The organism is Alkalibacterium gilvum, from assembly GCF_900109085.1.
GTDB classification, from domain to species: Bacteria; Bacillota; Bacilli; order Lactobacillales; family Carnobacteriaceae_A; genus Alkalibacterium; species Alkalibacterium gilvum.
On the sequence record NZ_FNYW01000022.1, the window covers coordinates 19,874 to 34,116 of the forward strand.

Annotated in this window: 11 protein-coding genes, 1 tRNA gene and 1 pseudogene; 3 read left to right on the top strand and 10 right to left on the bottom strand. The window is 36.1% G+C overall.

Annotated features, from left to right (window positions below):
• Positions 1–18 precede the first annotated feature (18 nt).
• The 6 genes from typA to pdhA form a co-directional block, all read right to left on the bottom strand.
• Positions 19–1,854, bottom strand: a complete 1,836-nt coding sequence (gene typA / locus BMX83_RS06530) for a translational GTPase TypA (RefSeq protein ID WP_091634972.1) — start codon at positions 1,852–1,854, stop codon at positions 19–21.
• Between the two features lie 199 nt (positions 1,855–2,053).
• Entirely contained in the window at positions 2,054–2,833 is a 780-nt protein-coding gene (locus tag BMX83_RS06535; protein WP_091634974.1) for an inositol monophosphatase family protein, read from the bottom strand.
• A 112-nt stretch (positions 2,834–2,945) separates the two neighbouring features.
• On the bottom strand, positions 2,946–4,352 hold the full coding sequence (lpdA, locus tag BMX83_RS06540; protein ID WP_091634977.1) for a dihydrolipoyl dehydrogenase: 1,407 nt from the start codon (positions 4,350–4,352) through the stop codon (positions 2,946–2,948).
• A gap of 12 nt (positions 4,353–4,364) precedes the next feature.
• Entirely contained in the window at positions 4,365–5,660 is a 1,296-nt protein-coding gene (locus tag BMX83_RS06545; RefSeq protein ID WP_091634979.1) for a 2-oxo acid dehydrogenase subunit E2, read from the bottom strand.
• An 85-nt stretch (positions 5,661–5,745) separates the two neighbouring features.
• Positions 5,746–6,723, bottom strand: coding sequence for an alpha-ketoacid dehydrogenase subunit beta (locus BMX83_RS06550; protein ID WP_091634982.1), 978 nt, complete (start codon positions 6,721–6,723; stop codon positions 5,746–5,748).
• A gap of 2 nt (positions 6,724–6,725) precedes the next feature.
• Positions 6,726–7,832, bottom strand: coding sequence for a pyruvate dehydrogenase (acetyl-transferring) E1 component subunit alpha (gene pdhA, locus BMX83_RS06555; RefSeq protein WP_091634985.1), 1,107 nt, complete (start codon positions 7,830–7,832; stop codon positions 6,726–6,728).
• Positions 7,833–8,273: 441 nt separating this feature from the next.
• Here pdhA and def point away from each other — a divergent pair, with 441 nt between their 5' ends.
• Positions 8,274–8,849, top strand: coding sequence for a peptide deformylase (def, locus tag BMX83_RS06560; protein WP_091634987.1), 576 nt, complete (start codon positions 8,274–8,276; stop codon positions 8,847–8,849).
• 164 nt (positions 8,850–9,013) lie between these two features.
• On the opposite strand, the gene BMX83_RS06565 is transcribed toward def, so the two are convergent.
• The 4 genes from BMX83_RS06565 to BMX83_RS06575 form a co-directional block, all read right to left on the bottom strand.
• Positions 9,014–10,348, bottom strand: coding sequence for a DUF1576 domain-containing protein (locus BMX83_RS06565; protein WP_091634990.1), 1,335 nt, complete (start codon positions 10,346–10,348; stop codon positions 9,014–9,016).
• 127 nt (positions 10,349–10,475) lie between these two features.
• Entirely contained in the window at positions 10,476–10,622 is a 147-nt protein-coding gene (locus BMX83_RS10920) for a hypothetical protein (protein WP_177170527.1), read from the bottom strand.
• A 331-nt stretch (positions 10,623–10,953) separates the two neighbouring features.
• Positions 10,954–11,026, bottom strand: a tRNA-Ala gene (locus tag BMX83_RS06570).
• A gap of 102 nt (positions 11,027–11,128) precedes the next feature.
• Positions 11,129–11,908: a Cof-type HAD-IIB family hydrolase gene (locus BMX83_RS06575; RefSeq protein ID WP_091634993.1), complete on the bottom strand. Its 780-nt coding sequence runs from the start codon at positions 11,906–11,908 to the stop codon at positions 11,129–11,131.
• A 273-nt stretch (positions 11,909–12,181) separates the two neighbouring features.
• Here BMX83_RS06575 and rnjA point away from each other — a divergent pair, with 273 nt between their 5' ends.
• Both rnjA and BMX83_RS10765 read left to right on the top strand, forming a co-directional pair.
• Positions 12,182–13,852: a ribonuclease J1 gene (rnjA, locus tag BMX83_RS06580; protein WP_091634996.1), complete on the top strand. Its 1,671-nt coding sequence runs from the start codon at positions 12,182–12,184 to the stop codon at positions 13,850–13,852.
• A 194-nt stretch (positions 13,853–14,046) separates the two neighbouring features.
• A pseudogene (locus BMX83_RS10765) lies at positions 14,047–14,243 on the top strand (hypothetical protein); the annotation flags it as partial.

The window sequence follows — 14,243 nt, forward strand, 5'->3', positions numbered from 1 at the left end:
TTTTATTTAAACTAAACTTTAGCTTTTATTTGAACGCTTAGCTGCTTTTTCACGTTCATTTTTATTTAGAACTTTTTTTCTTAGTCTGATAGATTCAGGTGTTACTTCACAAAATTCATCGTCAGCAAGAAATTCCAGGGATTCTTCAAGAGTCATAACACGTGGACGCTTGATAACATTTGTCTGGTCTTTATTAGCCGAACGAACATTAGTCTTTTGTTTTTCTTTTGTGACGTTTACAGCAATATCATTATCTCTATTATGTTGACCGACAATCATACCTTCGTATATCTCTGTTCCCGGTTCAACAAAAATTGTCCCACGGTCTTCCAAGTTCATTATACTATACGTAGTAGCTGCGCCATTTTCCATAGAAACAAGTGCTCCATAACGACGCTCACCTGTCTTACCTTGAATTAACGGTAAATACTGATCAAACGTATGGTTCATAATGCCATAGCCGTGTGTTATAGATAAAAAGTCATTAGTAAAACCAATTAATCCACGAGCAGGAGCTAGGAATGTCAAACGAACTTGGCCATTCCCCGTGTGAACCATGTCTTGCATCTCACCTTTTCTCTGACTTAGATTCTCTATAACAGAACCCATGTACTCTTCAGGTGTATCTATTTGTACACGTTCAAAAGGTTCACATTTTACACCATCAATTTCTTTTACGATGACTTCTGGTTTTGATACTTGTAGTTCAAAACCTTCACGACGTAGGTTTTCAATTAAGATAGAAAGATGCAATTCTCCTCTACCAGAGACAACCCAAGCATCAGGTGATTCTGTTTGCTCTACGCGTAAAGATACATCCGTTTGTAACTGCATCATAAGGCGCTCTTCAATTTTTCTAGAAGTTATCCATTTACCTTCTCTACCTGCGAATGGCGAATTGTTAACTAAAAACGTCATCTGTAACGTAGGTTCATCAATATGGAGTATTGGTAAAGGATCAACGTGATCAGCTGGTGTCACTGTTTCTCCTACAAAGATATCTTCAAATCCTGAAACAGCAATCAAATCGCCCGCTTTTGCTTCTTCAATCTCCATTCGCTCAAGTCCAAAGAAACCAAATAATTTTGTTACACGGAAATTCTTTGTAGAGCCATCTAGCTTACTCAATGTAACGTTGTCTCCGACTTTTATTTTACCTCGGAAGACTCTACCAACACCGATTCGTCCAACGTAATCGTTATAATCAAGTAAAGAAACCTGAAATTGTAATGGTTCATCACTATTATCAATAGGTGCAGGAATCTCTTTTAAAATACTATCGAAAACAGGTTCCATTGTATCTTGCTGATCTTCTGCTTTGTCAGACATACTACTTGTCCCATTGATAGCTGATGCATAAATAACAGGGAATTCTAGTTGGTCTTCATCTGCATCTAATTCGATAAGCAAGTCAACAACTTCGTCAACAACTTCTGCGGGTCTAGCGGTTTCCTTATCTATTTTATTAACAACAACTATCGGTATTAATTTCATTTCAAGTGCTTTTTTTAGAACAAAGCGTGTTTGCGGCATGGTTCCTTCATATGCGTCAACGACAAGGATAACCCCATCCACCATTTTCATTATACGCTCAACTTCTCCACCGAAGTCGGCGTGTCCAGGCGTGTCCAATATATTGATGTTGTGGTCTTTATATTTTACAGCTGTATTTTTCGCAAGAATAGTTATGCCACGCTCTTTTTCAATATCATTCGAGTCCATGGCTCTTTCATTCAATTCGTTATGGGCGTCTAATGTCTCAGACTGCTTAAGCAATTCGTCCACCAAAGTTGTTTTACCATGGTCAACGTGTGCTATAATTGCAACGTTTCTTATATCTTCTCTAATTTTCATTTTATTCCTCCAAATTCGATACTTATAGAATCTAATTAATCTGCCAACCGTTTCATAGAACTTTTCATTACGTTCATCATAAAAAGCACTTATTCTTGATAGATTCACACTCAAGAATAAATGCTCTCCAATTATTCTATATAGTCGCACAAGGTATTATAACAGTAATATAAACTTAATTACAAGTTAAACCTGCTTATTAATTTATAATAGCCATTATTTCTTTGTGAGCTTTAGGAACGGCAAAAACAATATCATTGTTATCTAGTAAATTTATCGGCTCATTATTAAATTGTGTAGCCTTCAAGCCAAGCTCCTCCATAAATAAAATTCCCGGTGCAACATCCCAAGGCTTCAAATTGGTAGCTATGTAAGCCACGATACTTCCCTTAGCTACCTCAACTGTTTCTAAGCCAGCAGAACCAATCAGCCTTAGACCTAAACTTTTTCTAGTCACTTTTCGAATATCTTTATATCTGTCCTTTGTTAATATACTCGAGTTAGTAGCTAGCAGTCCTTCTCCTAGAGAACGATTACTAGGTGGTTCTATCGGTTGCTCGTTACAAGTAACGCCTATATCCTTAATTGCTGTATACAACCTGTCTAAAGGAACATCATAAATATAACTTTGTACAGGCATTCCCTCTTCATAAACAGCTATCATCAAAGCAAAGTTTTCATTCTGTAACACAAAATTTAATGTGCCATCGATGGGGTCCACCAACCAAACAGTACCATGCATTTCACTCACAGTATCCCCGAAGCCCTCTTCACCTACTATGCGATCATTCTTATATCCCCTACGTATTCTTTCAATTAATTCTTTTTCAACCCACTTATCCATATTAGTTACTAAATCATTAGGTGTCGTCTTCTGTTCAACCTTTAAGTTAGACTTTTGTTCATTCTTGATATTCTGACTTATTTCAAAGATCCATTTTTTAATTGCTCTATCTCTATTTAGTCTTTCTTCCATCATACTAATTCCTCATTTCATAGCTCTAAACTAGAGTTTTTCAATAACACGACACTTGTAAAAAAAACTGGAGATCCTAGGCATAAGCTTAGAGAATCTCCAGTTCTGAAGTGTTTTACATGTGTATAGGTAGACCTAAAGCAGCTTCTGAGGCATCCATAACTACTTCCCCAAGTGAAGGGTGTCCATGGATTGTTAATGCGATATCTTCCGCATTTAAACCACTCTCGATAGCTAAACCAAGTTCAGCTATGATATCAGATGCGCTGACTCCAGCGACTTGAGCGCCTATAATAACATCATCTTCTTTAGTTGTTATTAGTCTAATAAAGCCTTCTGTAGCATTTAATGACAAAGCACGACCATTACCACCCATGAAGAATTTAGTAACTTTGATATCTAATTCGTGCTCTTTTGCTTCACTTTCAGTATAACCTACTGACGCAATCTCTGGATCTGTAAATGCGACTGCTGGTAAAGCACGGTAATCTACAGCAACTTTTTTACCTGAGATAGCTTCAGCAGCTATTTTAGCTTCGTAACTAGCCTTATGTGCAAGGGCAGGACCGGGCACAACATCACCAATAGCGTAGATACTTTCAACGCTTGTTCGTCCTTGTCTGTTTACTTGTATCAAACCACGTTCGTCCATCTCAACGCCTGCTTGTTCAAGCCCAAGGTCTTCTGTGTTTGGCTTACGTCCAACTGTAACTAATACATAGTCTACATCAAGTGTTTGTTCTTCACCATTTGTTTCATATGTTACAGATACGCCATCCTCTTTAACCTTTGATTCTTTTGCCATTGCGTTAGTAATGATATTAACGCCACGTTTTTTGAAATTTTTCTCTACAATTTTGACCATATCTTTGTCAAAACCATTTAAGATTGAAGGAAGTCCTTCTAAAATAGTTATTTCAGTCCCCAAATTAGCATAAACACCAGCTAATTCAGATCCGATGTATCCTCCACCAACAATAGCCATCTTCTTAGGTATTTCAGTTAAGCTCAATGCACCAGTAGAGTCTAGTACACGATCACTGAATTTAAATCCTGGAATTTCAATTGGGTGACTACCCGTTGCAACAATTGCGTTTTCAAAGGAATACGTTTGAGCACTATCTTCAGTCATAACACGCATAGTGTTTTCATCATTGAAAAAGGCTTCCCCACGTAAAATTTCAACTTTGTTCTTTTTAAGAAGGCCTTCAACACCCTTTGTCAACTTACTGACAACTTGGTTGTTCTTCCATTCTTGTGTTTTTTTGAAATCAATTTCAACATTTTCAGTTGTTACACCGAATATAGATGAATCAAGTGATTCTTGATATTTATGACCAGCAGTAATTAGTGCCTTTGAAGGGATACATCCTACGTTTAAGCACACACCGCCTATAGCGTCTTTTTCAACAATAGCTACTTTTTGGCCCATTTGTGCAGCACGAATAGCTGCAACATATCCACCAGGACCCGAACCAACAACTACTGTATCTAGTTCAATTGCGAAATCTCCTACTACCATTTATGAATCACCTTATCCTTCCATTAATAATAACTCAGGATCTGCTAAGAGGCGTTTTAATTCATTCATTGCTTTTTGGCCAGTAGCGCCATCGATTACTCGATGATCAAAGACTAGTGACAATGCAAGCATTGGTGCCGCTTCAACTTCTCCTTGGTCATTTACGATTGCTTTTTTAGCGATACGTCCAACACCTAAAATAGCAACTTCTGGATGATTGATGATTGGTGTGAACCAACCGCCACCAACAGAACCGATATTAGAAATTGAAATTGATCCATCAGCCATATCGCTTGATTTCAATTTACCTTCATGAGCTTTAGTTCCTAATTCAGTAATTTCAGAAGCAATGTTAAACATTGATTTTTTATCAGCGTCTGAAACAACAGGTACATAGAGACCTTGTTCAGTATCAGCAGCTATACCAATGTTGAAGTAGTTTTTGTAAACCACTTCATCTGTTGTATCATCGATTGATGAGTTAAGCGCTGGGAATTTCTTCATTACAGAAATAATTGCTTTAACAACATACGGTAAGAATGTTAGTTTAACATCATTTTCAGCTGCGATTGTTTTGAATTTTGTACGGTGTTCCATTAATTTAGTTACATTTACTTCGTCAAACAACGCAACAGAAGGGATTGTCGTTGTACTGTTGACCATTGCCTTAGCAATTGCCTTACGTGTTGTAGACATTTCTTCTCTTGTTTCTTCATCAGAACGACCAGATCTAAATGGTTTAACATCTTTAGATACAACAGATGTTGCTTGTTTTGATTCTCTTTTTTCGCTTTCTTCAGCTACTGCTACTTCTTCTTCAACGGTCGTTTGTCCACCTTCAAGGTAGTTAGTGATATCCTCACGCGTAACACGACCGCCTTTGCCCGTAGCTTGAACTAAGTTGATATCCACATCTTTATCACGTGCAAACTGACGAACAGATGGCATTGCAAGAACACGCTTGTTTGAGCTTGATTCTTCTACCGCGTCTTCTTTTGCAGGGTTAGATTCAACTTCTTCTGAAGTCTCCTCAGTTTCTGCAGTAGCGCTATCAGTATCTTCTTCGTGCCCTTCTGCATCGATTTCTACAATTGGATCTCCCACAGAAGCAACCGTGCCTGGCTCTACTAAGAATTTCTTAATTGTACCATCTACTGGAGATGCTAATTCCTCAACTGATTTATCATTTTGGATTTCAGCAATTGAATCTCCTTCTTCAATAGTATCTCCTTCTGAAACTAACCAGCTGACAATTTCGCCTTCAGCCATGCCCTCTCCAACATCAGGGAGTTTGAATATAAAAGCCATTGTTATTTCCTTCCCTTCTAAACATCTATTTTTGGAATGTCAAATTAATCTTTTTAATTTTTCAGTAACAACTTAAATCATTATATTAAAATTCAGTTGTTTCTTTAATTGCTTTAGTAATATCTTTGGCATTTGGTAACCAAACATTCTCTGCTTGACCAAATGGATAAACAGTATCTGGTGCGGATACAAAGTTAATTGGTGCTTCTAATGATAAGATAGCACGCTGAGATACTTCAGAAATCACTGTATTTCCAACACCCGCTTGACGTTGAGCTTCTTGTACCATAACCATACGGCCTGTTTTTTCTACAGATTTGATGATTGTTTCGTAATCTACTGGAGATACTGTACGTAAGTCAATAACTTCAACTGATAGGTTATCTTTTTCTAGTTTTTCAGCTGCTTTTAGTGCTTCTCTTACCATATAGCCATAAGCAACGACTGTAACGTCACTACCTTCTTTGGCAACAGCAGCCTTACCAAGTGGAACAGTATATTGTTCTTCAGGAACTTCGTCACGGAAAGAACGATATAATTTCATGTGCTCAAGAAATACAACAGGATCTTCATCACGAATGGCAGACGTTAATAGTCCTTTTGCGTCATGAGGATTAGATGGGATAACAACTTTAAGTCCTGGAGACTGAGCCATTAATCCTTCCAAACTGTCGGCATGCATTTCTGGCGTATGAACACCACCACCAAATGGCGAGCGGATAACGGCAGGTAAATTTAAGTTACCACTCGTACGGTAACGTGTACGTGCCATTTGACCAACGATAGAATCCATGACTTCAAATATAAAACCGAAGAATTGAATTTCCATGACTGGACGAAATCCTTGAACTGCTAAACCAAAAGCCATACCACCAATTCCTGATTCTGCAAGTGGCGTATCATTAACGCGGTTTTCACCATACTTGTCAAAAAGGCCTTGAGTAGCACGGAAAACCCCACCGTTTTTACCTACGTCTTCACCGAATAACAGGACTTTCTCATCACGAGACATTTCCTGATCAAGAGCTTCTGTGATTGCTTGAATCATTGTGAGATTCGCCATGATTATTTACTCTCCTTTGCTTCATATTCCTTGATCTGATCAACTGTATTCTGACCAGGTTCACCATGCATATTTTTCAGAAAGTCTGAAATCTTCATTTTTGGAGCTTGGTCTGCTTCTTTTGCAGCCTGTTTAATTTCTTCTTTAGTTTTTTCGATTAATTCTTCCTCTGTTTCGTCAGTCCATAAACCTTTTTCTTTCAAATAGTTACGGAAACGAATAAGCGGATCTCTTTGCTCCCAGTAATCGAAAGATTCTTGTTCACGGTAACGTGTAGGGTCATCTCCAGAAGTTGAATGCGGTCCAAATCGAGATGTAATTGTTTCGATTAATACCGGACCATTTCCAGCAGCTGCCCACTCACGTGCTTGCTTAGTTACTGCGTACATTGCTAGTGGATCCATTCCGTCCACTTGAACGCCTGGTATTCCAGCTGCAGCAGCTTTTTGAGCCAATGTTGCAGCTGATGATTGTTTCTCACGAGGAGTGGATATTGCATAACCATTGTTTTGAATGAAAAATACAATTGGCGCTTTATAACGTCCAGCAAAGTTCATACCTTCATAGACATCTCCTTGAGATGATCCACCGTCACCAGTGTAAGTAAATGTGACTTCGTCTTCTTTTCCGGCGAACTTCTGACCTACAGCATTACCCATGGCTTGGATATATTGTGCACCAATGATGATTTGAGGTGCCATTGCATGTAAATCTTCAGGATAGTTATTCCCCTCAGCATGTCCTCTAGACCATAAGAAAGCCTTAGAAACTGGCAGTCCGTGCTGAATAAGCTGTGGAATATCACGATATCCCGGGTATAGCCAATCCTGTTTTTTAAATGCAAAATGACTCGCTAATTGTGAAGCTTCCTGTCCCATAGTTGGAGCGTAGAAACCTAATCTCCCTTGACGAGCTAATGCCATTGAGCGATCATGAAGAACACGTGACCACACCATTCTTCTCATTAATTCTACTAATTCATCATCTGATAAGTCAGGCATAATGTCTTTATTCACAACATTCCCGTCTTTATCTAAAATTTGAACCATCGGAAACGAAGCTTCAATTGAACTTAATAGTGCCCCGTAATCAACTGGTTGCTTTGCCATAGATTACCCATTCCTCTCTCTTTGTATAATTGAATGTAACAGTTTATATAGACTGTTATAATTTTATCTATTCCTTTTACAATCTATCATGCTTTTCATCTCATTGCAAGCAAAAACATTTATGTTGATAGCTTTCAAACGCCGGTGCAAAGGGAATCATACATATTTGTGATACAAAATACAATAAGTCTGTTATACTCCTTTATTTTTTTATATTTTATAAAAAACAACAACATAGTAACACAGACATTTAAACTGTTATATAAGAGAGCATAAAAATATCGGGTGTACTAATAAATTACTATTAAACAAGGATATGTGAATGCCATCACTAACAAAATAAGATATATCTAATCATATACACCACATTTTAATATATCTGATGCAAAGAACTGCAAAAACTGTTAAAATACTAATGAACTTGCATAAGGAGGAAATAATATGTTAACAATGAAAAATGTTATTCGCGAAGGACACCCTACTCTACGTAAAGTAGCAGAGCCAGTAACTTTACCTTTAACTAATGATGAAAAAGAACTAGCTATGGAAATGCTTGATTTTTTAAAAAATAGTCAAGATACAGACATAGCTGAAAAATATGAGTTAAGACCTGGCGTTGGTATTGCAGCTCCACAATTAAATGTTTCGAAACGGATGATTGCTGTACACGTCCCTTCAGACTTACCTGAAGATACAGCCCCTCAATTTAGTGATATTTTGATAAATCCTAGAATCATTAGTCACTCGGTTAAGCAAACATGTCTTTCAGAAGGGGAAGGTTGTTTATCAGTTGATCGTGAGGTGCAAGGCTATGTACCAAGAAATAAGCGCATTCGTATCGAGTACTTCGATACCGATGGCAATAAGCATAATAAACGTTTAAAAGATTTCCCTTCTATAGTAATTCAGCATGAAATCGATCACTTAAATGGAATAATGTTTTTTGATCGTATAGATTCTGACAACCCAATGGCTTTGCCAAAAGATTTAGAGGTATTAGGATACGAGGAAGAATAATCGTTTAAAAAATGAAAAGTTGAACACTAATTTATTTATTGTTTTCACTTTTAAAATATAAATAAAAACAACTCAACCTGGCATCTAATTTTTTAGGTGTCAGGTTGAGTTGTTTTTCATGAAGTATAGGATGCATAATACTTATTGAAAAGTCTCTTATTAAATTAATTATTACATTCTATCTCTTCGGCTGGGTCTACACCTTCTCTAAGCAACTTCCTTTTTTCTTTGTGATAATGGAAAGCTACAAGTAACGGAATCATAATGGCCGCAACAAAACCTCCAGAAAAACCATTATTATACAGATTTATTCCACCATGTAAATTATCTGTATTACTCACGATACTTAAGTGAAAAGCGCCAGCCAACATTCCTATCCATGGTCCGTACCGCCCTGCAATCGGTGCAATGGTTGTTCCAAATAACCCTGCAGTAATGACACCAGTACTACTCATATCATAATCGTTTATATATCCCATTAGCGTGACACCCATCAGTATAGGGATCACATTTTTTATGTGCTTCCCAAATGCTCCAAAACCTACTACCGTTAAAATCCCCCCAATAACCGGTCCGTTTAGCTCGCCACCGTGGAGGTGAACATAACCAAGTGATATAAAACCAAGCAAAGCCATATTAATTAACGTTACATTGAATCCATTTGTTTTCAAAAAATCCGTTGATAATTGGCCAGTATGCTTTAAAAGCTCAGTGTAGCCTTTAAAAGACCACGAATTAAGAAACAATCCTATAAGCAACATCATTGTATAGATTACTAAAAAGATTACTGTAAATGGTAAATTATTCCCTGATGATAGAATAGATACCGGTTCAACTTCCTTACCTAAACTCCTAATAATAGAAATAAATAATGTTCCAATTATCCCACATGTAAAACCAACATTATAAACACTAAATCCTTTGGTAAAATCTACAACATGATTGGCTATAGGTGGAATCAAAAAGCCCGCAATAAAACCTGCAATATAACCGTATAAAACACCTTGAATTAGGGATAAGTCAAGGTTAAATGAGATTTCACTAACAAGCGGCCCCAGCGCTGTTCCAAATAAAGCCGCTAGTAAAGATTTTTCAGAAGGCATTCGAGTCACCCAAGCATATGCAAAAGCACCAAGAACAATCGGCATGGAATTATACAAATTTTTCCCAAAAAAAGAAAAGGCTGCGACTGTTAATACACTTGCAATTATAGCTCCATTTATCTGTGCTTTAGTCAATTTCACTATTACTATTGCATGCGCTGTTAATAAAGCAGAATTAAATAACGTCGCTCCTACATTTGAGACAGCGAAATAATCAGTGACTAAATTCGATGGTGATAGTAATATAGCGATCTGACCATTTAGTATTTCTTGAGGTGTGTTAAATAAAAAAGCAAGTAATCCAAAAGTAAGAACGATGCTCCAAAAAAAGCCATATTTTATTTTTTGTGAATCAGGTTTAAAACTAACAAAATAATCTATTTTGTTTAAAATCATAGCGTGTCCTCCCTATGCCCTGTGTTTAGTTTCTAGCTTTCTTATATAAAAATAGCATTTTTATATAAAGGAGAACAACATATTTTTAATTTTTTTTTTAAAAAAACTTCAAGATGTGAACAAAAAATTATTTCTCAGTCGTTTTTTCTTGTTTTGCCTTTTTACTAAGAGGATAAATTAACCTTGTAACTTCGGCGATTCCAAGCGACATATTATTTTCTTTACATTCTTCTAAAAGCTGTACGAGGTCACTAATTTGTTTATCAGTCAACATCTCTTCGCCTCCTTTGACATTCACTATTGATTTATGAGTATATATCAAAAATGTAAGCGTTTCAACGAAAACATTTTACCTTTTTTTATACATTTCGCTCCTTGAAATAGTTTAATTTATATGAATCCACACTTTCATATTGTGTTTACAACAAAAAAAGAGTATCTAATATAATCATTAGGTACTCTCTCTTTTTGCTATTTTTCAATATTCAAATATACGAACATACATTTACGCGCAAGAAAACTATGCAAAAAAACAAAAAAAGAAGCCCTACCTCGTCGTGTAATCTTTGTCACAACAACGTTCATAGGACTTCAAAAAACTAAAATGGAGATAATCGGGCTCGAACCGATGACCTCTTCGCTGCCAGCGAAGCGCTCTCCCAACTGAGCTATACCCCCAATTTCGCGTTCTTTTTTATTATTACTTATTTATTAACATTTGTCCATAGTAAAAAAACACATAACTTCAATTCTTTTATTTCATTCAAATTTCATTCACATTTATTTAATATAGTTTAATTTACGTAAAGCATTAGAGATACCATTATTTTCATTAGATTCCGTAACCATGTTAGCGACATCTTTAACTTCTTTTTCGGCATTCCCCATAGCAATACCCATACCTACATGCTTAATCATTTCAATATCATTCATACCATCGCCAAAAGCTATCACATTATTTAAATTGACCCCCAAATGATTAGCTAAAATTTCAATGGTTAAGAATTTCGAACCATTTGCTGGGAGTACATCAACGCCTTCTTTATACCAGCGCACAAATCTGAAATGAGGAAATTTATCATTATAAATAGCCATTTCTTCTTCTGTTATAAAAAACAAACACTGAACTAACGAATGGTTTTCGTGGTAATCTCTTTCATACTCGGGAACGTCAAAGCCTACAAAGTCCATGCCACTCTCCATACGCTTATTAGGAATTTCATTACGACGTTTTAAATCATCTATTGTTTCATAAACAAGCTGATGCTCATGACAATCAGCTACTTCTACCAATTTTATCATATCTTCTTTATTTAAATAATTGGTATAAATAATTTCATCTTTTGAGTAAGCTGCTGCCCCATTACAAACGATATAATTAGAAATCCCTAGTTCTTCAATCACTTCTTTAGCCATTGATCGATTTCTTCCAGTTGCTATAGCTACTTCATACGATTCACTTAACTCTTTAATTGCTTCTTTTGTTTCTAAAGGTATTTGTTTTTCATCATTGAGAACTGTTCCGTCAAGATCAAAGATAAACAACTTTCTATTTTCCACTTCAAAACGTCCCTTCAATATATAGTCAGTTTCTACTATATATAATTTACTAGTAAAGCACAAATCAATTTTAGAGTTCGTCTCGTCCTTTTCGAGTACTTCCTTATTCTATACTTATCTTTTTCAGTATGGTAGAATGATTATATTAGTGGTTTCTTACACCACGCACCGAGCGGAGATTATTTAAACAGTACATTTGCTATACCATTTTATATATCACAGTTTTGCAAAGTAAGATTTTTATAATTAATACTAATACAAGGGAGTTTAACAATGAAATCAAATATAAAAAATAACGAAACCGCCATATTTGCTTTAGGTGGACTGAACGAGATAGGTAAAAATACCTATGCAATTCAATTTCAGGATGAAATCATATTGATTGATGCAGGGATAAAATTCCCTGAAGATGATTTATTAGGAATTGATTATGTCATTCCTGACTATTCATATTTAGTTGAAAATAAAGATAAAATTCAAGGTTTATTTATCACTCATGGCCATGAAGATCATGTGGGTGGAACACCTTTTTTACTAAAAGAATTAAATATTCCAATATACGCAGGTAAACTTGCACTAGCTTTGATCAGAAATAAATTAAACGAACATCATCTATTGCGTGACGCTACTTTAAATGAAATTAATGAAGATACGGTTATTAAATTCAGAAAAACTCAAGTATCATTCTTCAGAACAACACATAGTGTTCCAGAAGCGTATGGTATTGTCGTTAAAACACCAAACGGAAATATTGTAGAGACCGGTGACTTCAAATTTGATTTCACACCAGTAGGAGAACCAGCAAACCTTCATAAAATGGCTAAAATTGGTGAAGAAGGCGTTCTAGCCTTATTGTCAGATAGTACAAACGCTGAAATTCCTAATTTCACTCAATCTGAAAGAATGGTCGGCGATTCGATTCGAAACTTATTTAATAAAATTGATGGCCGTATTATATTCGCTACCTTTGCCTCAAACATCACCAGAGTACAACAAGCCATTGAAGCTGCTAATAGAACTGGAAGAAAAGTTGCCGTTTTTGGACGAAGTATGGTTAATAACTTGGAAACCGGAAAAGAATTAGGTTATATTCATGCTGATGAAGGAACATTTATTCATCCTAACGAAATAAAAAATTATAAAGCTAATGAAGTTTTAATCCTTTGTACAGGATCTCAGGGTGAACCGATGGCTGCCTTAAGTAGAATTGCTAATGGAACGCATAGGCAAATTTCTATTCAACCTGGAGACAATGTTATTTTCTCAAGTTCTCCCATTCCAGGCAATACTATGAGTGTTAATCGAGTTATCAATCAACTACTCGAAGCTGGCGCCAATGTCGTTCACGGGAAAATAAACAATATCCACACATCTGGACACGGTGGGCAACAAGAACAAAAATTGATGTTGCAATTAATGAAACCAAAATACTTTATTCCGATACACGGTGAACATCGGATGCAACGTATCCATGCAAAAATTGCTCAAGAAACTGGCGTAGAAAAAGATAATTGTTTTATTTTAGATAATGGAGAAGTTCTTGCCTTCACTGAAAACTCAGCGAGACGTGCTGGTGAAGTTGAAGCCGGTGACGTGTACGTTGACGGTAGCGGCATTGGGGACATCGGAAATGTTGTTCTTAGAGATAGAAAAATACTTTCTGACAACGGTCTTGTTGTTATAGTAGCTACAATTGATGCAGATAAAAAACAAGTTCTTGCAGGTCCTGATATCATTTCCAGAGGGTTCATATATATGAGAGAATCTGAAGAACTCATTCAAAAGGCTCAAAAAGTAGCCTTTAGAAGTATTCAACGCTCGTTTAAACATAAGCAATTAAACGAGTATAAAATGAGAAATGAATTAATTGATGATGTTAAATCATTCCTTTTCTCTGAAACAGAACGTCGACCAATCATATTGCCTGTTATTTTAACTAACTAATATAAAAAAAGGTTCTATAATTAATCGTGTTGGTGAGTTCTAAAAGCTCACTGGCACGTTTTTTTGGTTCTATAATTAATCGTGTTGGTGAGTTCTAACGAACTCGCTGGCACGTTTTTTTGTATATCAATAGAAAAAGGCCAGTAGATTCCCTTATAATTAAGTCGACGAAAACCAATCAAAGGAGAATCTACATGACCCACTCTCATATTATACGAAATTCACTAAATATTAAAGATGAAAACATTATTTTTGATGTAAATAATTATCTTTGTCCCGAAGAAAAGATAAAAGAGACGAACTACTTAGTTTATCAAGCTACATTGACATACAAGCCGAAGGCTTGTCATCACTGCGGATCGATGAATGAGGAACACTCGATTACTAAAAA

Bases quoted from the DNA above. Each gene is read 5' to 3' on its own strand.
- BMX83_RS06550 (WP_091634982.1), bottom strand. From the start codon at position 6,723: ATGGCGAATCTCACAATGATTCAAGCAATCACAGAAGCTCTTGATCAG.
- BMX83_RS06565 (WP_091634990.1), bottom strand. From the start codon at position 10,348: ATGATTTTAAACAAAATAGATTATTTTGTTAGTTTTAAACCTGATTCA.
- pdhA (WP_091634985.1), bottom strand. From the start codon at position 7,832: ATGGCAAAGCAACCAGTTGATTACGGGGCACTATTAAGTTCAATTGAA.
- typA (WP_091634972.1), bottom strand. From the start codon at position 1,854: ATGAAAATTAGAGAAGATATAAGAAACGTTGCAATTATAGCACACGTT.
- lpdA (WP_091634977.1), bottom strand. From the start codon at position 4,352: ATGGTAGTAGGAGATTTCGCAATTGAACTAGATACAGTAGTTGTTGGT.
- BMX83_RS06545 (WP_091634979.1), bottom strand. From the start codon at position 5,660: ATGGCTTTTATATTCAAACTCCCTGATGTTGGAGAGGGCATGGCTGAA.
- BMX83_RS06535 (WP_091634974.1), bottom strand. From the start codon at position 2,833: ATGATGGAAGAAAGACTAAATAGAGATAGAGCAATTAAAAAATGGATC.
- BMX83_RS10920 (WP_177170527.1), bottom strand. From the start codon at position 10,622: ATGTTGACTGATAAACAAATTAGTGACCTCGTACAGCTTTTAGAAGAA.
- def (WP_091634987.1), top strand. From the start codon at position 8,274: ATGTTAACAATGAAAAATGTTATTCGCGAAGGACACCCTACTCTACGT.
- rnjA (WP_091634996.1), top strand. From the start codon at position 12,182: ATGAAATCAAATATAAAAAATAACGAAACCGCCATATTTGCTTTAGGT.